This window comes from Algivirga pacifica (genome assembly GCF_039543525.1).
GTDB classification, from domain to species: domain Bacteria; phylum Bacteroidota; class Bacteroidia; order Cytophagales; family Flammeovirgaceae; genus Algivirga; species Algivirga pacifica.
Window position 1 is genome coordinate 100,906 of sequence record NZ_BAABJX010000065.1, and the last position, 19,314, is coordinate 120,219.

The window sequence follows — 19,314 nt, forward strand, 5'->3', positions numbered from 1 at the left end:
TTTAAATCATGGTCAAGGCAAAACCTATGGCTGGCCCTAACCATGTTGACCAACTCGCACTTTTCTTTTTGTTTGACTCTTGCAATACCTTGGTATGTGCCTCCATGGCAACTGCGGTTCCCGAATTGGCTTTATCATTCGTCAACTGCACTGCCTTCTTGAGATTGGAGAAGTTGAGATCGCTATTTCGCTTTAGCTGTAGTACACGCTGATTCTGGATCGTTGCTGCTTCTTTCATTTTACTTGTGCTTTCAGCCGTCTCTTTGTAGCGTGTATTCAGGAGCTGCATAGCCCTCTTCAACTTCTTTATATTTTCTGATTCCTGGTTAATCTTCCCATTCAGCTTGCGAGAAGCACTTTCCAGTACCTTTGTGTTATCCACTGCCTTGTCCGCCGACTTCTGCATATCCTGACGAACAATGCGCTGTAATTCCAGAATGTCCGTGAGCTTTATTCCAGAAGACTTTCCTTCTGTCGCCGTTTGCGATACAGAAGCCGTAGGATTCTGAACTACCTGAGCATTTTGGGTATCCACCGGTAAGAGTGGAGGAGCACCACTTTCTGTAGTCGTCTCACCACCTGTCTTCAGCAAGCTATTGGCTACTTGCATAATCGCCGAGCCTCCCGGGATCACATTGGATACAATAGGCGTGGCGATCTGCACCAGTGGTTTGGCGACTTTCTTCACTCCATCCCAAAGCTTCTTCAGGAATCCCAACTCTCCCGTACTGGCATAGGTCGCCTTCCCATCGGTAAATAACACATCCTTTACATTCCCCAATCCGGAAAGGTATTGCTTTACCTCCTGACTATAGTAGCGCTCTCCGTTCAGGAAATGAATGGGAATCCCCTCCATACTTTTTGCCGCTCTATTCCATCCCACCACAACCTGATCATGTTTATCAGAATAAAGCTTCTCTGTATCAAAAGCATCCATTACCGGATCTACCACCCAATAATCTACCCTTGAATTCAGGTCTGCCAAACGACGCTTAGGCACGACTACATAGATATGTTGGAAGTAGCTTTTTCCTCCATACTTGGTTTTCCGGAAAGCATGAGGGATTCCCAGGTTTGTCAACACACTGGAGATAAAGATGGAGTAGCAATCACAATCCACCCCCTCAAAACGATCTGCCCAGGTACGGGAAGGTCGTCTCAGTTGTTCCACTCCAGGGGTATCAATACGGTACTGCACATGCCTATACAGAAAAGCAAAGAGATTTTGCAAAGTCTCCTGCACCCGTTCTCCCTTCAGCACTTTGGCAATCGCCTTTGTGTCCTCCAGTGTCTTCCGAACAATCTGTTCCATAAACTGAATGGTATCAAAGGTATTTCCATCCTTATGCAATACCGGATCAGTCTTCAAAGGGCTCTTGAAATACTTTTCATAGGCCATTCCCGAAAGAATCTGTCGCTTTCGGGTCGCTACTACTCCCAATCCGTTGAGGTATTGAATCTGCATCATAAACTTCCTATTTAAGTACCAACCTTTGTTCTACATGAATGGACTGTTCGTGTCCCTTAAGCATTACCCTGACGACAAGTGTGGGAGCTTTCCGCTCCTGAACCACTTGTCGGATCAGGGATGCACTCATCTTTCCGTCCACTCCAACCGTCACCGACATTTCCTTTCCTGCCGGAAATCCTTCAGGCCATTGTCGCTTCCCTTCAATCTCCTTTTCTCCCAAGACCTTTATGCTTCCGTCAGCCTGCAGCTCTGAGACAGACACCTTCATGCTCTCTGCCCGAAATGCCAAGTGATTTTCATTCAACACCTGGAACTGTACCTTAAAGGAAATTGCCGAAGCACTTACCTTATCCAGCTTTAATTGAAAATCCTTCAATAGCAGTTTTTCAATCCTGACTTTAAGTGTCATCCAGGCAACGAATATCCCTCCAGCAATGAGTAATACTTGTTTCATGATTCAAGTATACAACTAGGAAAAACGACAAAAAAATTAGGTAAGGAGAGTGATGGAAAGTGTGGGAATACTAGGGAGAAAAAGGCTTAAAAAGGGCGTAATAGTGCTTTTTCATGAAAAAAAGTGCGAAATGGGGCGAACGAGTGCGAGTCGTGGAATCTTGAAAAAATTATATCCACAGGTCTTTGTATATTGAATCCTATAATCTGAAATCAAAAATCCCTTCTCAATAACTATGAACATCAATACACTCGGCCCATTTTGCACCAAGAAAGAATTAGCCAACGCCTATGGCATCAGCAAGAATAAGATTACGGATTTGTGCCAGCGCATTGGCATAAGAGGAAGGAAGCAGTTGAATCCAGAGGAGATTGATCGATTTGTGAAGGCTTATGGGGTGCCTAAACGAATTAACGTTTAATACATTATATGCACTTTGTTACATATTTAGCATATATTTGTATAAATAAACAATCACGAATTTGACTGTTTACATCAACTATTATAATCGCGAACTATTAGTTTAACCAAGCTAACTTCATTTTTTATGCTAGATGTGACGATTTTAACAGAAAATAAAAGTGGTATTGCTTATAATAAAGCTTTACACTACAAAAAACTTTTTGAAAAAATTAATACTGTAACAGAAGGAAAGGTACTTATTGCTAGTAATTTCACATGCTATGGGTTTAAAGAGAATAAAGATGTTGATTTGTTAATAATAGGAGAGGTTGTTAGTGGGTATTTACGCTACGACCTTATTCACGATCACACGTCTAACTTAAAATCATCTACATTTATTAATAGTTTTTGTTTTACGATCAAAATTATAGATCCACTAAAATATGAATTTGATGTAGAAAATAATGATATATATATTCAAAAAGATGGTTGTAACGTTTTTAATATATCAGAAGCTAGTTCTAACATTAAGAATAATGTCAAACACTTTTTAAATAGTACAACTGACTCGAACCTTTATATATGTGATTTAATTTTACTAGATACAAATAAAGGTAAAAATAAATATAGCAAAAACTTCAATACAATTAGAAATAAATCTGAGCTTAATATTATTTTTCAAAAAATTCTTGATTCAGGTTTTAAAGCTAATAAAGTTTTTTCGAAAAAGACAAATAAAGAATCATTCAGAGTGAATATAGCTAAACAATTAGATCTTGAGAAGATTGAAAAAAGTTTAGATACATTTAGTCTTATTAAAAAACACTGTGGAGCTCTAACCAAGAAAAAGATTAATGAGATTACCAAAAAAGTTTTAGCAGAACAAAAATACGCTAAAAGCATTGGTAAAATGCCTGTAATCATCAGAGGATCTGCTGGTTCTGGAAAAACTACACTAATGTTAAGAATTGCTGAAGATTTATACAGAAAAGGTTATAGCTCTCTATTCCTAACCTTTAATCAATCTTTAGTTAAAGATTTAACAAGACTTCTTTCTATAGCTGGCATCTCTAATACTTTACCCAACAATAAAATTCAAACGGATTCCCTAGACTCTTTCATCTACAATAGCCTGTATCATAAATTAGGAATATCAACAATCATTAACTATGATGAAATCAAGCGTATTGAAAAGGTTATCAACAATGATAAGAGCTATTTAGAAAACAGTTTCATATCACTTCTTCAAAACAATGTACAAACCTTTCATACTTTAAAAAAATCTATTCAAAAAGAACTTGTTAATAATAAAAACAAAAAAAAGCTACTAGATACGCTAGATGCCATTCAATATAAATTAGATAACACCAACACTCCTTTATCTTTTGAAGACCTTGAACGTCCATTAAAAGAATACTTAGATCTTAGAAAACAAAGACTAATTGATGACATCAAAAGTAAAATTTACTTAAAACGATTAAGTAAAATAAAAGAAGAAATATACAAGTTTTTAAATAATGATTACTCATTAATCACGAATAAGCCTATTCAAGATCAATGTGAACTATTAGAAATCCTACTTAATTCTAGCCAAGATACAGATTGCTCTTCTAATTCTGTAATAGACCTTACCCCTTTAATTAAACAACATCAGAAGTATATTAAAAATATCAAGCAACAGTGGGGTTATCTTTTAATTGATGAGGCCCAAGATTGGAATCCTATTGAGAGAGAAATTATATATACAATATTCGGACATAAAAGAATTATCATATCCGATGGCTTACAACAACAATTAGTAAAAAGTCAAAAATATTTAGACTGGACTAGCTTTAAACAACAAAAAATTCCAACACACCCTTTCAGTTTAAATAAGTCTTTCAGACAAAAAATTAACCTGAGTAATTTTCAAAATTCCTTTGCAAAACACTTCAATATCAATTGGAATATAAAATCTGATGATAGATTACAAAAGGGACGTATTATCATATCAACTTTAAGCTTTTCAAAAGCTATGTATCACTCCTTACAAGAGGTTGGTAAACGCCATGATTGTGATCATCATGACAGTATAATTTTTTTAGCGCCACATACACTTACAGATAAGGTAAAAAATGAATTAGCACTTCTAAATAACGATAATGATGTAATCCTAGAGGATACCATAGATCAACGTAGATTCAAGTATAAAATAGAATGGGAAACAGAATGGGAAACTAAAATATGGGACGGCACAGAAGTTATCGATAATTATGAATCCAAAAAACCTCTCCCATTACCAAAGAATGGTGAACATCGCGTTTATAACTATGAATCTTGTAGAGGTTTAGAGGCATGGACTTCAGTTTGCTTAGATATGGATGTTTTCTATAGTAATAAAGTAGCACACTATAGAAAAGATGATACAACTAATGCCTTATTTGAGGACCATGCATCTAGTGCAAGAAAATATGCTGCGAACTGGTGCCTAATTGCTATGAGCCGAGCAGTAGATACACTTTTTATCAGTATTGAAAATAAGAACTCTGAATTTGCTACCATTTTAAGGGAAATTACTCGAGATATGGGCGAATCTGTCAAGTGGATTGAATAATCCTCTTATAAATAAGATCTATACTAAATTATCTAATTTTATTATTTCGTTACTGTTCAGGGGGTATATAGGACAGGGGCACCTTTGTAAGCCTTCAAAAGAGACTCAAAGATGTCCTTGCCTTGCTTTTGGCAGGTTCCGATAAATGATCGTATTCTTAGAAAATATCGTAAATGGCGGTCTGAACGGAATACTCCAGAGATTTTATCCTTCAGTTTAATCATTCGCAAATCCCGTTCGGCTTGGTTGTTATCAAAAGGAATATCAGTATCTGTTATGAACGCCAGAACTCTTTCAGGATATTTCTCAAAACAACGAAGCAAATTACTACAGTTTGTTTTGACATCCTTGGACATGAGCCTGTTGGATTCAATTTCTTTCTGACCAGCAATTACGAGTAATTTCAATTCGTTAAAAGCTTTCTTGACTCGACCTTCATCTTCTGGGGGATTCCGGTGTAATTTAATGAGCAACCCTTTGACTTTTTTGGACCATTCTATTTTATAATGCTTAATAAAGAATTCAAGCTCTCTGAGTAGGTGGGCGTTACAATATGCCCGCATACCTTTATGTACATTATAGCTTCTCCAACGATCCGTGACTAAGATGTTTTTGTATTCCAACATGATTCCATCCTCATGAAAAGCTTTACTTCCTCGAAATGAGCTAGGAAACAAGTAGGTGTAAGCCTTATTACATTGTACATGTATCCAACTTAACACTCCAGAAGCCCTAACGCCTGTTTCATCAGCGTGTAACACCTTGGACGGAGATAGCCGTTCTTTAATAAAATTCAACTCGGGGGATAACTTACCTGACAAGGTTTGAATAGCATGCTCTATAGCTCCGTCGGATACAGTGCATCCAAATAAGTCCTTGGTCATCTGCTGGATACGATCATAAGGAATATGCTGATAAATATTCCAGTACACCCATAATGCCTTTATTTTAGGACCGAAATTAACCTGCCCGAAGACAGGGTGCTTTCCTGTGTTCTCTTTCTTACAGCAAGGACAAGTCTTATGGAATACTTGGTACTCCGTAACGTATAACCTGAATGCTGGTGGAAGGTCATGTATTTGATGTTTGGTCATGCGGGAAGTCGGAACATCTTGCAGATTTTCACCACAATCACAGTACGTAGAAGGTTCACACTCAACAATACAATCAACATGTGGAGATAGTAACTTGGTAACACCTTTGTGACCTGATTGAGCTCCTTGTTTCTTATCCGATGGAGTACGATTGTTTATCGTTTTTTTTTGTAATAAGGATTTTTAGAGGTTGGTTTACTGCTAGTGCTACTATCCTTACCCATAATAGCTCTAAGAGCCATGTTTTCTGCTTTCAATGCCTCATTTTCAGCCTTTAAAGCTTCATTTTCAAGACGAAGGGCAATATTCTCAGCCTTAAGCCTATTCAACTCTTTGAAAAGGGCTAAAGTGATAGCTCGAAATTCTTCGATACTATTACAGGATAATATTTGCTCTTCAGTAATTTGCATGACAATAGTTTAGGTATTAAATGCTAGTTTTAAGAGAAAAAGTTCATATTACCCCTGAACAGTAACATTATTTCTTAAAGATTGTACAATGGAAAAAGGAAAAGCTGGAGCATGGATTAAAGGGTATGTTGAAGCATTATATAGTTCGAGCAGTGTTTCTTCAAAGCAAATCGAAATTCTAATAAAAAAACTTGAAGAATTAAAACTACAACTAGAGAACGAAGAAGATAAAGATGACGATTTACCTTTTTAAGCTCTACTATGAATGATTCACAAAAATTATTTTTTTTAATAGGATACTTGGAGGCATTAAAGCATGCTACCTCTATACATGGAAAACAATTAGCCTTAGTTAAAACAGAATTAGAAAGTATTCAGTGTATTAATAGTTCAAACGATGATAACTTAGAACAAGCCTCCCAAAGCCCAGAATCACAGGTTGACTCATATGATGATGATTATGATCATTATGATGTATATGATGACCATGATACATACGAGAAATATAATGGTTCTTGGGCACAAGATGTTGAAGGGTTAAGTGATCGATACATTGACGATGCTTTTGGAGGAGAACCGGATGCTTATTGGAATATTGATTAAACCTAATGCTTTCGCCTTATCAATAAGGCGAAAGCATTTTACATTATTTCACCCCTTCACATTCCCCTCCCCATCAAACCAATAAATCGCCCCTCTTTCCTTCAATACCCTCCGTTCCTCATAAGAGTAGTGATAGATCCCAGCAGCCGTAAACTTACCTTTATAGACCGAACGGATCAGGAAAACGGCCCGGTTCCAGGAATGGCATTTCCGGAGCTGTGGTTTTCCTGCTAAGGGACCAGATTTAAAGGTGATCATAATACAATACGGGACTTTGTTTTTCTTAGACATGGTTGGAAAGATTATAGGTGAGCAAATAATAGTTGTCGGAAGAGTTTTTCGGTATTATCAGGGGATAGCTCTTGTCGTTCGGCTAATCGGACAAAGGCTGCCTGGTTAACATCATAGATTCCGATATAGTCGGCTTGGATGATGGGTGTCTGGCTGATCTTTTGCTCTGTCTCAGACACTAATTCCGTAGGTACTGCAAAGAAGAAAAAGTCTGTATACCCAAGATAATCCAGGTACTTTTCATCCTGCAGAAGGTCACTTTTACTGACTTTCACCTCAAAGCCTACGGTAAACAGCTCATTTCCCCAGGCACTGTAGAAAGGCTTGACCAATCCGACCAGATCAAACCGACGGCGCTGTGGTTTTTCCTTACCGAATTTCGTCCGCTCCCCGGTGGGAATGCGGACCGTGACCTCGGTGTGTAACTGGGTCGTAGGCGGTGTTTTCATCTTGTGGATAAAAGGGTATTCCTGCTCAGACAGTTGCTGTGCCCATGAGGTATTGGTACGCATGGACTTGGTGATCATTTTTGAGGTGAGCTTTTCCATAAGTTGTTGATGTTTTTGGATTTCGGTCATTGGTTTAAACTTGAGGGGCTTTGATATCAAAGTTTCGTTTGGTGTATAGGAGTTGATGGCTGACCATCTCCTTAAAGGCATTCATTAAGTCCCGGTTTCGGAGCTTACGGAGACGGTTCTCGTGCATGACATACATTTCCTGAGGAGTTTTAGTCGCATTGGGGCCTTTTCCGTCCCTGTATTCGGCTGCTTCGTATTCTATACGCTTTAGTTCTCCTTTCAAGCGGAAGTACTTGGCCTTACGTTTATAGTTCTGAAAACGGTTCCAGTTCTGCCACCAACCGTTTTTCTTATTTTCTTCGCCAAAGTACCAGGCTGGATCGGCCACATATCCACCGTGATTGACGACGGCCAGATATTGAAAATCTGCAGCAGCTACGAGTTCCTTATAGTACTTCAGCCATTGCTCATGCTTCCAGCCTTTGTCATTTTTAAAACTGCCAAAGACATTGCGGGCAATAACATGCACCATATGCTCTTCATCCATAGGTGTAAATTGCTTGCTGCTATAGTATTTGGCTTTGACGTAGCACCAGAAACGCTGGGCATACTGCATATAGTACTTATGCTCCTTGGCATCCCGACCGTATTGGACCGTTTCGCCGACCGCCGCCGGGCCGCAACCCGCTTTCGTCTGGGCGGAATTCTTTTTGACTTCTTTCTCCCGGTTTACTTGTGCCGTCCGTTTTTCCGTCCCTTCTTTTCTTTCGTCTCCGAAAAAAATCTGCGTGCCGGGCAACATTTCTTTAAGCTCCTTGGGGTGAGTTGCTTCCTTTTCGGAGTTATTCACCTTATCAACATGACTACTATTTTTAAGAACTTTATTTCTATTCTGTATAGAAGAAGATAAAGGGTTCAAATTTTGGTCGAATCGGACAGAAAAAGGGTTTTCAGAGCCGTTTTTTGATGATTTTGCAGTCCTACTTATCAACGCTATTTTCTGTTGTTCACAATGAGATGTGAATAACTTTTGAGCTGTGGATAAGTCTTTACGAAAACACAGACGGATTTTTTCCGCTTCATCATCGCCAAAAATGATGTTCCAGTTCACCAATAATTCCAGTCCCGCCGAGAAACGATTGCGGTAATGGACCACAAAACCAATCTCTCTCAGACGGTTCAGGTGATTGGTAATCGTGTTTTTGGTACAACCTTCCAGTGTCGCCAAAGAAGACTGCCGAGTGTAGAGGTAGGGCATGTTATGATAGAAAACTGTCGTCCCTTTTTGACGAGCCTCTTCATAGGTCATCAAGTACAGTCGGACTAATTCAAATGCCGTATGTCGGATATTCTTGTGCAAGCGGACCGCTTCCTCCGGATGGTCTACCTTCGTATAAAGGCTTAGATCCTTTGTCAGACACTGAAAAGAGGCTTGAATATCCAGGCTTAACAAACCGTCCAATTGTCCCTGTATCGCCTTTATTTTTTGGCTGTGATGCTGATACAGCTCCTGTACTGACCAGTCAGTATAGGCTCCTTTTCCCGACCGGTACTGACGGGCATCACGACTGATCATGTCCAGGGCATAATAAGCATCCAGGTATGCCTTGCAGCGCTTATTGGCCCAGGCATAGGTCACGTTGGGGAGGCCCTCAAAGTATTTACATTCTACTTTGGGGATAGTATTGGGTATTCCCATTGTAAATCAAGGGTTTAAATGGTATATTAAAAATAAGAGATAGGATGGTGGGCTTGTTTTAACAGTCTACCCTCCGAGAACTGTATCAAAAGAGGTCGCTGACAGTCAGTCATTGAGGTGTCTCCTACAACACATTCAAAATTGATTTCAGATAACAACTGCTGCCAGCTCCCTTCTTTCCTTTCGTAATGCGTGAGGAATCGAACCTCTGGACCATTTTCAGTCCATGCATCCTTGCCGCATTAGAAGTGTCTTCCAGTCCACGGCCCGCCAAAGCACTGACAGGAAGACACTTTTTTATTGATTAGTTTCTTTAGATTAATAGGCCTTCTGGTATTCTTCGGATGGGTAAATCCCCATTGGTTTGCTTACAGGCCGACAAGCGTTTCTTAGCGGTATCCAGCGCTTTGGTGTTTTGCTCATAGCACTCCTTTAAGTGATGAATTGCCTCTTCCAGTAACTGTCGGGTACGCTCTTCTCCATTCAACTTGGAAAGCAAGTCATCGTGATGCATCACCAATTCGTCATATTTACGTTGAAGCGTCTCCTTAGCGGAAATATGCGCTGTGGCAGTAGCCTCTGCATCACTCATCCTGCCCTCTAAACTGCGTTTGGCATCTTCCAGTAAATTGCTTGCCTCCTGTGCTTCTTTCAAAGCGTTTTGGAGCGTTACACAGCGGTTGTTTACCTGCACCAATTGGGTCTGTACCGTCGCTGTCTTTTCGCTCTCTTCCCGCAAGCGATTCGCATGCGTTTCAATCATTTTATTAGCTTCTCTCAAAGCATCCTGAAGCGTTTGGGTATATTTCTTGGCTTCTGAGAGCTGTTTTACATAGACTGACACTTCATCCGATTTAATCTTGAGAAAGGTATACAGCGCTTTCAAAATCGCCCAGGAAGCATAGAGTACTACCGTAACTTTTAAGGACTCAGGCAAAGGTTGATCCGTAAATCCACCCAGAATATAAGCAATCAATAATACGCTGGTGACATGCCAGGCATACGCTTGTAAACGCTTCGGGGCACTAAGAATGTCGATTACATAAATTAGTTTGGTCATGATGGCTGATCCGTGTTAGTTAGGCTTGTTTTTTCTTTAAAATGTCAAATTTTGCTAGAGGGTCTGATGCGCTCCCTTTGTCCAGGAAGACGGTCGTTTCCGCTTGTGTGATTTCCGTTTCCCGTCCGTTGGTGATATTCCGAATCCCTTCTTTCATCCAGTAGGAAATATCCTCAATAATCTGTCGATTGCTCTCCTGAATTGTGCGCTTGAGAATCTCATCTTCACTAATGGACTTCGCTGACTGACGGGTGATGTACGCCGGAAGAAAGGCCATCAAACAGACCAGGCTCATCTTGATCAAAAGCATAGGTTGTGCTAGCACCATGGAAAGGGTCACAGTATCCGGAAGAATGATCATCATCAAGCCAATAAAGCTCATGCCTCCTCCGGCGAAACTCACCACCGTAGAAGCGGGGGCAAGTTTCTTCTGCAGACTAAACACTAGGATCGTAACCATTACACCTATACTAAACAAAGCGCCAATGATCAGGCTAAATGCGGTCGCCATTCCGTCGGACATCAACGTCCGGAAACGCTCCACAAACAGTGTGCTCACGGTATAGGCAGTACCTACGGCATCCACAATCACCATTGCCATAAGCACCATGAAGAGCCCTGAGATCAGGCTCACACTGATCAGGGATGTCAGCGTAAACTTGTTTAAGCTGACCAATCTATCAAGTTTCATGTTGTTGAATTATTTAAAATCGGATTTGGGTTTTCAATACATCATGCAAGTAACTAAAGGACTTCAATCACATGCTCTCTATAAGCTTGAGCGACCTCCATTAAGACGTCCAGCTCTTCTGCCTGTTTACTTTTCATTTCCTTTAAAAACAGTTGTTTGCCTTCTTTCCATGCCAACTGACTATCAAATTCCAGTAGATAGCGTTCCTTCTGATGATGGATGACATAGACACCGGTTGCTTTACTTTTTCCCGCCCAGACATGATCGGACAATGGCTTGAAACAGCTTACTCCAATGGGTTTTCGCATCCCTAAAAGCCATTTACTTTTCCTCGAAGAAACATGTGTGCGTGGTGTTAAGTACCCCTGCGCTATCCCTGGTTTTTCCGCTTCGGAGAAAAAACCCTTCACCGATCAATGCTTGATAATCCTCCTCATGCATATAAATCTTTCGGCAACTTTCCCGGGTATACAGGTTACACACCACATACTCACCTTGCTGTCTCACCACATCAATTTGAACCTTATGCTTCATGACCTAGTACTTGTGTTTTAGGATAGCCATTTTAGCCATTTGCTTTAGCTCCATGCTGCAAGGAACACGATTGCTCTTGCTCAGGAAGTGCTGATCTATCTCTGTTCTCCGGAAGTATACCTTACGGACACCCGGCTTCTTAAAGTGCGGTAATTCTCCCGTAGAGATATAGCGGTAAACGGTCGGCAAAGATACGCCCAGATAGATGGCCACATCTTCCACCCCCATCACTTCCTTGTGGATGACATTGTACAGGTCCAGTTGTTGTTTTAGGCTTTGGGTCACTGCCTCAGTGATCAAGTTGATTTCATTTGTGCTCATGATTCTAATAGTTTTGGTTTTTCAATTCGTAATTACTGATCAGAAAGCGGATGACTGCAGAGTCTCCTCTAGCGCCAATTTCATTGGCAATTCTAATAATCTTGTCCTGTTGGCTTTCAGAAATGCGTAACCCTTTGTGGATGCTAAAGTCCTCTCTTTTGGGTTTTTGATGCTTTTTTGGGTTTGTTAATGAATCCATATTAACTAAATTGTATAGTCAAAGTGTTTCTGTTGTTGCACACCACAATTATATCGAACTAAAGTTCGAATAACAAATTTTAGTTCGGTTAATTTTTCAATACTTTTTCATTGTGAGCGATATATCATTAAGAATCAGAGAGATAAAAGAATATAAAAATCTAAACAATTCAACCTTCGGTGAATTACTTGGATATTCTGATGTAGCTATAGGCAAAGTTTCGAACGGATCATCCAAACCAAAGTTCGAAATGATGGAGGCTATTGTAAAAAAAATACCTGAGATTAATCCAACTTGGCTACTTACCGGAGAAGGTAAAATGCTAAAAAACATAGCTTTTGAAGAAAATTCTGATACTTCAAATCAGCAAGGAATCCCCTTTTTTGAACTTAGAGCTGAAGCCGGTTTCCCAGGCAACGGCATCGATGGGAAAATATCACCCGACGCTTACTATCGCCTTCCAGATGACTTCAAAGGAGACAATGTATTTGTGACCGATGTATGGGGAGACTCCATGAGCCCACAATACAACTCTGGAGACAAAATCATCTGCCGCTTGATTGATAGCCTGACTTTTATTCAATGGGGAAGAGCCTACGTGATTGATACCTTTAGCCAAGGGATCTTACTGAAAACGCTCCGAGTAGCGGATCAGGAGGATGCTGTAAAATGTGTAAGCGAGAACAAGGAGAAGTATGATCCTTTTTTGCTGCCAAAGAAGGAGATTAAGAAGATTGCATTGGTGTTGGCATTGTTGAGGAAGGAGGGGTGATTATAACTGTAGCTATTTTACAATCGATTTTAAAACTAAACTTATTACTACAAAAGTTAGTGAAATTTACTACTTACTATCTACTATTTAAAATATGGATAATACTTTCACCGAAAGAATCAGTGAATCAGAACTTTATCAGAGAAGAAAAGATAAACTTATAAAAAAGCTACAAAGTTATGAAGATAGTAAAGTGAGTAGCTCTACAGGAGTTTTTTCAATTGCAATCCTCATTATTTTTGGATTATGTTCACTATTCTATTACTTGCTCCCAAACCTCAAAATACTTGGTGAATTTACTACCATTATTTTTATAGTAGGTTTTGCTCTAGCTTCAGGTTTACTTTTAACTATTAATAGAATAAGAGCTTTTTTTACTAAAAGACAGATAGAAGATATTGATTGGAAATTAGTAAAACTCAGTAAAGAACAATTACAGTTAAAACTTAATGAGGATTTTTTCACCAATCTAGTAGGGATAAACTTTAAACACTTAGATGAGTATTACTATCAAACACAACATCAGGCAAGAAAAAGCTTCAATGTGTCTATTTTTGCTTCTGTTACTAGCTTCATCATAATTGTGATTGGGATTTTCATGATGTATCAAGATAAATCAACTTCTGCCTACATAACCACTGGAACCGGTGTTCTTAGTGAGTTTATCGCTGCAATATTTTTCTACTTGTACAATAGGACTATTCTCAAAATGTCAGAGTACCATCAAAAATTGGTTGTTACACAAAATATAAATCTATCTCTGAAAATGACGGAAGAAATGGAAGGAGAAGATAAAGCTAAAGCCCAGGCTTTAATTATTGATAGACTTACCCAAGATATCAATAAACATTTGTCTCAAAAACAATCGTAAGATATCCCTGTTAATCAATGACATTAACCTCTAGGAGGCCAATTATATCAACTGCAATAACACAACATATTTTTTGTATCAATGAAACCATTTTTCTTTAAGCTTTCTCCATGGGTATTAGTAGCATCTCTTTATCTAGTTCCTTTATTATTAAACCTTTTCATAAAAATTGCGACTTCCATGCATTGGCCACAGCCAATTCCATGGTACGTCTTTCACATAGCTAAATATGGGTCATTGATAGCTGTTTTCGCATGGAGCATTCAGATACATAATTATTTTAAAAAACAACAAGGCTATATCATCGGAGGATTTTTGACATTCTTCTCATTGTGGTTTATTCTCAATAGTCTTCTTTTTATTTTTAACTACTTTCCTCCTTATGAATGGTTAGGGGGATTTTTTGTAGTGGAAAACTTGACAGTCAAAGAAGCTGCTATGGCTTATAAGTATATTTTTAATTCAATTTTCGGACTTGAACATATCGCTGGCGTTACTTGCTTATCCATACTATCATTTAATATCCAACAGATCATCAATCCAACGTGGCGACTATCACAAAAGAAGAAAATAGGTATTGTACTTGTCTTCTTTTTATGTTCTCCGATAGGTGCTTGGATGTTACAACGAAACGCTCTAAAAGCTTATACCAAACAGGAAAATGATACTGTACTAATTTAAGAAGGTACAAAACACTAATAACTACTTATCTACGAACTTTTTATTATATCGCTGTAACAATGAGATTCATAATAGCACTGATCGTTTGTTTATCACTTTTTAATTGCACCCAGCAGTCATCTAAAAAACAGGAAACTACTGTTGTAGAGACAAAAACTATCACAAAACATTCCCAAGTCCAAAATCAAACGGATTCTACACATTCCTTAAAACAAGAACACTCAGAGAAGGTTAATGACATCGTTGCTTTCATCCATGAGAACAAAGTGAACTCTAAAGTGAATTTGCCTTTGCCTGAAACAAAGTTTTATAAGGACTGGGAATTCCGATTTGTAAATATCTCTGCAGAAGCATATCATAAATTATACGAACAACAACTAACAAGAGAAGAGGAAAGTCCTTGGCAAATTGTAGAAGACAAAGACTCCATATTTTTCATACCATTGCTTAATGGACAATACGATACTTTAACCAATAATACGGGTCCAGATGCAGAGACTGAATATAGACAGTGGGAGTTTGACCATTATTGGAAAGACAAAAACCTTATCAGCTACTCTTCAGATATGTGGGAAGCTAGAGGCCATTTAATGAAGAACCTTGATAAGGGACAAACCATTTGGGTATGGGATGATCAGCTTTTATCTCCAGATGGTAATTGGGCATACGTGGGAGCCATGGGCTTAATTCACCATTATAATGGTATTCAACTCATAAAGACAGATAATGACACCTTGTACATTCCTTATAAAGAGGAAATCCCCAATTGGTATCCCGATAGCGCTGCCTGGGTAAGCGACAACATTCTTGTATTTAATAGGAGTCAGTTCAATATACAAGATAGAGAGATTATCGACCTCCAACAACCTGACTACCCCAATGAATACACTGCATTAATCATTAAAAAAAGTGATTGTACTTTTAATAATGACCTCAAGACTCTATCCCTTGAGTGGGCTAATGAGACCAAACTAAAAGGCAAAATAAGTTGGTCTGAAGACAAGCAACTATGCCACATTTTTCACTATGACAAAAAATATACCTTAAGAAGAGGAGGTTGTTACCACTTCGGTGAGACAGTCACTAAAGAAACTTACGGTAACTCTCTTGAAGATGAGGATGAGTGGATAGATGAATTAATCCAATTGAGTGAAGCTGTTAATTTTTCACGTATCAAAGAACTACTAGAGAACAAGCAATACAACATAGAAACAAAAGAAAACCTATTACTGCTGCACTTAATTAATGATGGCGAAGACCTCCCTATCATAGAGCCTATTTCCATAAAAAGAATAGGACAAAAATATATTATTACGATAAGTCAATATTATAATTAAATATCCAATAGGTTCTCTCCCTCATTACAACCGCTAAATAATGAGGTTTTTTACTCATAACTAATACCATTTTTTAATATGAATCCATTATTCATTCCTAATGATCAGGAAGAACAACTGATTGAAACCATACAGAAATACTGTAGAGAAGAGTTCTGTCTTATCCGTATGACCGAAACGATGCTTAAAAAAAGCATTATTGATGCCTCTGGAGAAATGAGAGATATTCTCAGGAATGGGCAAGTTGTCGATTTCACTAATATGCCTCAAGGAGAAGAAGGTAGAAAATACTACGACACCGATATTATAGCACAAAGTAAAGTAGCAGAACAAAAAACCAGCTACTACCGCCCAAATACAAAAAAAGGTGATCCTCGATTCTGGCCTTCCCGTCTACCTCGTTATGCTCATGAAAATGATCTAATTTACTTTACCGTTTACGAAGGAAAAGTGGTAGCCATTCCATTGAGGGATGACCCCGAATTTGAGAATACGCTAAAGTCATATTTTGGTGAGCCCGAGACCATAGAGGACTATGTTGGCATGCTTACCGAAATGATGAGAGATATTAAGGGGAAATGGATTGAAAGTGTCAGCCCTGATAAATCAAATCCAAGAGATGTAGGAGATACGTTAGAAAAAGCATTGGGAATTCCAGTCAACAATCTCAAAAATGCTGACTTCATGGGAGAAGTCGAAATCAAGGCAAAGAGAGCTAATGCGAAAACAAAAGATACTCTATTTAGCAAAGTCCCTAACTGGAAAATTAGCCCTGTTTCTTCTGCTGTAGATATGATGCTTACTTATGGTTATGAAAGTGCCAAGCATCCTGGTTACCGTGACTTATATGTAACTGTTGGAAATACTCCCAATGCACAAGGGCTATTCCTTAAAAGTTTACCTGAGGAAACAATGCTTGCTCAAAAAGCAATACAAGGACAGGAAGAAAAAGATACTTGCTATTGGGAATATGAAACGTTAAAAAATACTCTTCATGAAAAACATCCTACAACCATTTGGGTGGTAGGGGAAGAAAAACGTATTAACGGAAAAATACATTTCCAATACAACAAGGTACAGTTAACAAAACAACCGATTTTCTCCCAATTTATCTCATTGATTGATCAAGGAATTATAACTTTTGACTGGAGAGGGAAAGTAAAACCTGACCGAACAAAATACCGTGACCATGGCCACGCCTTCCGCTTAAAATCTCCAAAAGATAGGAAGAAACTATTTGGGTCTGTAGAAGATCTTGAGCTATAACTAAAACAATTATAAAAACTAACTAAACTACACAAATGAAACAACTTGAAAATCTTATCCAGAAATTAGCCAACGATAAAGAATACTGGAACTCTATCAATATTGACTTAGAAAGTCGCTCAGGAGAAATTCTTGCGAAAAATGTATATGAGAAGGACAGAGTAATTGCAGAACTTAATGCAAACTCTTATGATGCAGATGCTACACTTGTTTGGAATATTTTAAATGTAGAGCAAGGGAATCTTACACTAAGATGCATTGATAATGGTACGGGAATGGCTAAAGACGACCTTATTGATGAAAATGGAGTCTCAAAAATAAAATATGGATCATCTGATAAATACCCTTCACAAACAAGTCAAGCAGGCCGAAAGGTTCTTGGACATTTCGGAGCAGCTTTATACTCTCCAGTTTCTTTAATTGAGGAAGGAGCCGATCAATTTTACACTATTATATCAAAAAAGAAATACTCAAAGCCTATTGTAGCTGTAATGAGAGTTAAAGGTGAGTACGTTTATCCTAATGTAGAAGAGCTAACGGACGAACAGTTTAAAAATGTGTTACCTTCTGAATGGGAATATCAGGAACAAGGAACCATAGTTATTATAAATAATTGTTTAAACAACTATGATCTTGGTGATGCATTTAATAACCTAAAATTCCTGAAAAAAGTAATACAACAAACTAGCTTCTTGCCAATCAATAATGAATTTACAATTTACTTCAAAGGTAATTGTATTGATGATAAAGCTAGAAAAATCGACAACTATAACCCGGTATCCCTTCCATCTTATTCTCCTGAGTTTTGGCATAAACAAACAAACCTGTTTGATATCAATAACAGGTATGATTTATTCTTTACAAAAGAAAAAGGGTTCCGAAGCGAACACTTAAGAGGACTTTACTTCCGAGTAAATGGACGAATTATTGGACACAATTACATAGATGAACTCAATCTTACACATCCGAAATCTATTAGCGGACGAATTGCATGCTTTATTGATTTAGATGAACTGACATCTGAAATACAACTTAATAGAAATGGTATTTCTTCCACTCCAATAGGTAATGCCATATTAAAAGAGGTTCGTAGTAAGCTACTCGTAAAAGCAAAACAACTGAAGGATGGTCTTTATCCTCCTATTACAAAAAAAGATTCAGGGAATGGAGGAAACCAAGGGAATGGAGGAAACCAAGGGAATGGAGGAAGCCAAGGGAATGGAGGAAGCCAAGGGAATGGAGGAAACCAAGGGAATGGAGGAAGCCAAGGGAATGGAGGAAGCCAAGGGAATGGAGGAAGCCAAGGGAATGGAGGAAACCAAGGAAATGGAGGAAGCTCAAGGAATAATCACAAAAGTGAAAATCAAACCAAACGACTTAATGATTTCATTGAAACATCAAGAAGAAGATTGCATTCCCCTAATCAAAAATTAATGGAACTAGGATTATCCTTCAAATATGATCCACAACAAGAAATAGAAGTTATCGGTATAGCTTTCGAATTATGTAGTCATAACTTATTGCCTTTTTCTATCATTAGTCAATCTACCTTCCACAGTATAGATACAGTTATACAATGGATTCCAGAAAGTGTTCCTCCTCAAAGAAATCTAGTGTATGAAGACAGCTTTGATCTTGCGGAATTTAAACGAGAAGGACAAAAGTTTATCGAAACATCTCACAAAACAGATGATAAATCCAAAGCTTACGAAAAGGAGCCCATTATTATATGTTGGAATCTAGTACTAAATAATTTTGAGCAAGATGCCCTCAAACATAAAGAGGCATTCGGTAATGATGTATATTTAGAAACTAACGAGCAAGAAGGCAGCATTTTCAGGTATACTATCATATTTAACGATGGTAAGAAAAGCTACAGGTGTCCTGTATTAGAACTAAGTAGTTATATTACCAGTCTATCTACAACCCTAGAAGAAGTCTAATTCTTAAAAAGCTGATCATTTTGGGTGAAGTTCCTACATGATCTCGTAAATATACCTTCACTACGTAATTATATTACGATGTAGACGCTTATCTTTGCACAATA

At 38.3% G+C, this 19,314-nt stretch carries 23 protein-coding genes; 10 read left to right on the top strand and 13 right to left on the bottom strand.

What is annotated here, in order from left to right; translation table 11 throughout:
- Position 1: 1 nt before the first annotated feature.
- A complete protein-coding gene (locus tag ABD985_RS20320; protein WP_345375020.1) occupies positions 2 to 1,468 on the bottom strand; it encodes a hypothetical protein in 1,467 nt (488 codons plus the stop codon).
- 7 nt (positions 1,469 to 1,475) lie between these two features.
- Positions 1,476 to 1,925, bottom strand: coding sequence for a hypothetical protein (locus ABD985_RS20325; RefSeq protein ID WP_345375022.1), 450 nt, complete (start codon positions 1,923 to 1,925; stop codon positions 1,476 to 1,478).
- A 235-nt stretch (positions 1,926 to 2,160) separates the two neighbouring features.
- Between ABD985_RS20325 and ABD985_RS20330 the strand changes: the two genes are divergently transcribed.
- Positions 2,161 to 2,346: a helix-turn-helix domain-containing protein gene (locus ABD985_RS20330; protein WP_345375024.1), complete on the top strand. Its 186-nt coding sequence runs from the start codon at positions 2,161 to 2,163 to the stop codon at positions 2,344 to 2,346.
- 126 nt (positions 2,347 to 2,472) lie between these two features.
- Positions 2,473 to 4,920 carry a UvrD-helicase domain-containing protein gene (locus ABD985_RS20335; protein WP_345375026.1) on the top strand — a complete coding sequence of 816 codons (2,448 nt, stop codon included), beginning with the start codon at positions 2,473 to 2,475 and terminating at the stop codon, positions 4,918 to 4,920.
- 56 nt (positions 4,921 to 4,976) lie between these two features.
- On the opposite strand, the gene tnpC is transcribed toward ABD985_RS20335, so the two are convergent.
- Positions 4,977 to 6,173, bottom strand: a complete 1,197-nt coding sequence (tnpC, locus tag ABD985_RS20340) for an IS66 family transposase (RefSeq protein ID WP_345375087.1) — start codon at positions 6,171 to 6,173, stop codon at positions 4,977 to 4,979.
- On the bottom strand, positions 6,170 to 6,424 hold the full coding sequence (locus tag ABD985_RS20345; protein ID WP_345375028.1) for a hypothetical protein: 255 nt from the start codon (positions 6,422 to 6,424) through the stop codon (positions 6,170 to 6,172). Before ABD985_RS20345 ends, tnpC begins: the two co-directional genes overlap by 4 nt.
- A gap of 88 nt (positions 6,425 to 6,512) precedes the next feature.
- Here ABD985_RS20345 and ABD985_RS20350 point away from each other — a divergent pair, with 88 nt between their 5' ends.
- Together ABD985_RS20350 and ABD985_RS20355 are read left to right on the top strand one after the other, a co-directional pair.
- Positions 6,513 to 6,677, top strand: a complete 165-nt coding sequence (locus ABD985_RS20350) for a hypothetical protein (RefSeq protein ID WP_345375030.1) — start codon at positions 6,513 to 6,515, stop codon at positions 6,675 to 6,677.
- Positions 6,678 to 6,685: 8 nt separating this feature from the next.
- Positions 6,686 to 7,027 (top strand): hypothetical protein, encoded by a 342-nt coding sequence (locus ABD985_RS20355; RefSeq protein ID WP_345375032.1) that lies wholly within the window; start codon positions 6,686 to 6,688, stop codon positions 7,025 to 7,027.
- A gap of 48 nt (positions 7,028 to 7,075) precedes the next feature.
- Here the strand turns inward: ABD985_RS20355 and ABD985_RS20360 are convergent, their stop codons facing one another.
- The 9 genes from ABD985_RS20360 to ABD985_RS20400 all read right to left on the bottom strand — a co-directional run bounded on the left by ABD985_RS20360 (position 7,076) and on the right by ABD985_RS20400 (position 12,340).
- Positions 7,076 to 7,318: a hypothetical protein gene (locus ABD985_RS20360; RefSeq protein WP_345375034.1), complete on the bottom strand. Its 243-nt coding sequence runs from the start codon at positions 7,316 to 7,318 to the stop codon at positions 7,076 to 7,078.
- 11 nt (positions 7,319 to 7,329) lie between these two features.
- On the bottom strand, positions 7,330 to 7,866 hold the full coding sequence (locus tag ABD985_RS20365; protein ID WP_345375036.1) for a hypothetical protein: 537 nt from the start codon (positions 7,864 to 7,866) through the stop codon (positions 7,330 to 7,332).
- Positions 7,867 to 7,900: 34 nt separating this feature from the next.
- Positions 7,901 to 9,535, bottom strand: a complete 1,635-nt coding sequence (locus tag ABD985_RS20370; protein WP_345375038.1) for a hypothetical protein — start codon at positions 9,533 to 9,535, stop codon at positions 7,901 to 7,903.
- A 313-nt stretch (positions 9,536 to 9,848) separates the two neighbouring features.
- The gene (locus ABD985_RS20375; protein ID WP_345375040.1) at positions 9,849 to 10,595 is read right to left on the bottom strand and encodes a hypothetical protein; all 747 of its coding nucleotides are present in this window, start codon (positions 10,593 to 10,595) and stop codon (positions 9,849 to 9,851) included.
- Positions 10,596 to 10,614: 19 nt separating this feature from the next.
- Complete coding sequence (locus tag ABD985_RS20380) at positions 10,615 to 11,286, bottom strand: hypothetical protein (RefSeq protein ID WP_345375042.1); 672 nt, start codon at positions 11,284 to 11,286, stop codon at positions 10,615 to 10,617.
- Positions 11,287 to 11,339: 53 nt separating this feature from the next.
- On the bottom strand, positions 11,340 to 11,594 hold the full coding sequence (locus tag ABD985_RS20385; protein ID WP_345375044.1) for a hypothetical protein: 255 nt from the start codon (positions 11,592 to 11,594) through the stop codon (positions 11,340 to 11,342).
- 13 nt (positions 11,595 to 11,607) lie between these two features.
- The gene (locus tag ABD985_RS20390) at positions 11,608 to 11,820 is read right to left on the bottom strand and encodes a hypothetical protein (RefSeq protein WP_345375046.1); all 213 of its coding nucleotides are present in this window, start codon (positions 11,818 to 11,820) and stop codon (positions 11,608 to 11,610) included.
- Positions 11,821 to 11,823: 3 nt separating this feature from the next.
- On the bottom strand, positions 11,824 to 12,141 hold the full coding sequence (locus tag ABD985_RS20395) for a helix-turn-helix transcriptional regulator (RefSeq protein ID WP_345375048.1): 318 nt from the start codon (positions 12,139 to 12,141) through the stop codon (positions 11,824 to 11,826).
- Positions 12,142 to 12,145: 4 nt separating this feature from the next.
- Positions 12,146 to 12,340: a hypothetical protein gene (locus ABD985_RS20400; RefSeq protein ID WP_345375050.1), complete on the bottom strand. Its 195-nt coding sequence runs from the start codon at positions 12,338 to 12,340 to the stop codon at positions 12,146 to 12,148.
- Positions 12,341 to 12,590: 250 nt separating this feature from the next.
- On the opposite strand from ABD985_RS20400, the gene ABD985_RS20405 reads away from it, so the two are divergent.
- The 6 genes from ABD985_RS20405 to ABD985_RS20430 all read left to right on the top strand — a co-directional run bounded on the left by ABD985_RS20405 (position 12,591) and on the right by ABD985_RS20430 (position 19,210).
- Positions 12,591 to 13,112: a S24 family peptidase gene (locus ABD985_RS20405; protein ID WP_345375052.1), complete on the top strand. Its 522-nt coding sequence runs from the start codon at positions 12,591 to 12,593 to the stop codon at positions 13,110 to 13,112.
- Positions 13,113 to 13,206: 94 nt separating this feature from the next.
- The gene (locus tag ABD985_RS20410; protein ID WP_345375054.1) at positions 13,207 to 13,983 is read left to right on the top strand and encodes a TRADD-N-associated membrane domain-containing protein; all 777 of its coding nucleotides are present in this window, start codon (positions 13,207 to 13,209) and stop codon (positions 13,981 to 13,983) included.
- 81 nt (positions 13,984 to 14,064) lie between these two features.
- Positions 14,065 to 14,664: a hypothetical protein gene (locus ABD985_RS20415; RefSeq protein WP_345375056.1), complete on the top strand. Its 600-nt coding sequence runs from the start codon at positions 14,065 to 14,067 to the stop codon at positions 14,662 to 14,664.
- Between the two features lie 59 nt (positions 14,665 to 14,723).
- A complete protein-coding gene (locus tag ABD985_RS20420; RefSeq protein ID WP_345375058.1) occupies positions 14,724 to 16,001 on the top strand; it encodes a hypothetical protein in 1,278 nt (425 codons plus the stop codon).
- Positions 16,002 to 16,079: 78 nt separating this feature from the next.
- On the top strand, positions 16,080 to 17,267 hold the full coding sequence (locus tag ABD985_RS20425; RefSeq protein ID WP_345375060.1) for an MvaI/BcnI family restriction endonuclease: 1,188 nt from the start codon (positions 16,080 to 16,082) through the stop codon (positions 17,265 to 17,267).
- A 35-nt stretch (positions 17,268 to 17,302) separates the two neighbouring features.
- Positions 17,303 to 19,210 (top strand): ATP-binding protein, encoded by a 1,908-nt coding sequence (locus tag ABD985_RS20430; RefSeq protein WP_345375062.1) that lies wholly within the window; start codon positions 17,303 to 17,305, stop codon positions 19,208 to 19,210.
- Positions 19,211 to 19,314 lie beyond the last annotated feature (104 nt).

What these genes read in the sequence shown, in the direction of transcription:
- ABD985_RS20350 (WP_345375030.1), top strand. Translation starts at nt 6,513, where the DNA reads ATGGAAAAAGGAAAAGCTGGAGCATGGATTAAAGGGTATGTTGAAGCA.
- ABD985_RS20385 (WP_345375044.1), bottom strand. Translation starts at nt 11,594, where the DNA reads ATGCGAAAACCCATTGGAGTAAGCTGTTTCAAGCCATTGTCCGATCAT.
- ABD985_RS20420 (WP_345375058.1), top strand. Translation starts at nt 14,724, where the DNA reads ATGAGATTCATAATAGCACTGATCGTTTGTTTATCACTTTTTAATTGC.
- ABD985_RS20405 (WP_345375052.1), top strand. Translation starts at nt 12,591, where the DNA reads ATGATGGAGGCTATTGTAAAAAAAATACCTGAGATTAATCCAACTTGG.
- ABD985_RS20425 (WP_345375060.1), top strand. Translation starts at nt 16,080, where the DNA reads ATGAATCCATTATTCATTCCTAATGATCAGGAAGAACAACTGATTGAA.
- ABD985_RS20355 (WP_345375032.1), top strand. Translation starts at nt 6,686, where the DNA reads ATGAATGATTCACAAAAATTATTTTTTTTAATAGGATACTTGGAGGCA.
- ABD985_RS20330 (WP_345375024.1), top strand. Translation starts at nt 2,161, where the DNA reads ATGAACATCAATACACTCGGCCCATTTTGCACCAAGAAAGAATTAGCC.
- ABD985_RS20380 (WP_345375042.1), bottom strand. Translation starts at nt 11,286, where the DNA reads ATGAAACTTGATAGATTGGTCAGCTTAAACAAGTTTACGCTGACATCC.
- ABD985_RS20400 (WP_345375050.1), bottom strand. Translation starts at nt 12,340, where the DNA reads ATGGATTCATTAACAAACCCAAAAAAGCATCAAAAACCCAAAAGAGAG.
- ABD985_RS20360 (WP_345375034.1), bottom strand. Translation starts at nt 7,318, where the DNA reads ATGTCTAAGAAAAACAAAGTCCCGTATTGTATTATGATCACCTTTAAA.
- ABD985_RS20335 (WP_345375026.1), top strand. Translation starts at nt 2,473, where the DNA reads ATGCTAGATGTGACGATTTTAACAGAAAATAAAAGTGGTATTGCTTAT.
- ABD985_RS20430 (WP_345375062.1), top strand. Translation starts at nt 17,303, where the DNA reads ATGAAACAACTTGAAAATCTTATCCAGAAATTAGCCAACGATAAAGAA.
- ABD985_RS20370 (WP_345375038.1), bottom strand. Translation starts at nt 9,535, where the DNA reads ATGGGAATACCCAATACTATCCCCAAAGTAGAATGTAAATACTTTGAG.
- ABD985_RS20375 (WP_345375040.1), bottom strand. Translation starts at nt 10,595, where the DNA reads ATGACCAAACTAATTTATGTAATCGACATTCTTAGTGCCCCGAAGCGT.
- ABD985_RS20325 (WP_345375022.1), bottom strand. Translation starts at nt 1,925, where the DNA reads ATGAAACAAGTATTACTCATTGCTGGAGGGATATTCGTTGCCTGGATG.
- ABD985_RS20395 (WP_345375048.1), bottom strand. Translation starts at nt 12,141, where the DNA reads ATGAGCACAAATGAAATCAACTTGATCACTGAGGCAGTGACCCAAAGC.
- ABD985_RS20365 (WP_345375036.1), bottom strand. Translation starts at nt 7,866, where the DNA reads ATGGAAAAGCTCACCTCAAAAATGATCACCAAGTCCATGCGTACCAAT.
- ABD985_RS20390 (WP_345375046.1), bottom strand. Translation starts at nt 11,820, where the DNA reads ATGAAGCATAAGGTTCAAATTGATGTGGTGAGACAGCAAGGTGAGTAT.
- ABD985_RS20320 (WP_345375020.1), bottom strand. Translation starts at nt 1,468, where the DNA reads ATGATGCAGATTCAATACCTCAACGGATTGGGAGTAGTAGCGACCCGA.
- ABD985_RS20415 (WP_345375056.1), top strand. Translation starts at nt 14,065, where the DNA reads ATGAAACCATTTTTCTTTAAGCTTTCTCCATGGGTATTAGTAGCATCT.
- ABD985_RS20345 (WP_345375028.1), bottom strand. Translation starts at nt 6,424, where the DNA reads ATGCAAATTACTGAAGAGCAAATATTATCCTGTAATAGTATCGAAGAA.
- ABD985_RS20410 (WP_345375054.1), top strand. Translation starts at nt 13,207, where the DNA reads ATGGATAATACTTTCACCGAAAGAATCAGTGAATCAGAACTTTATCAG.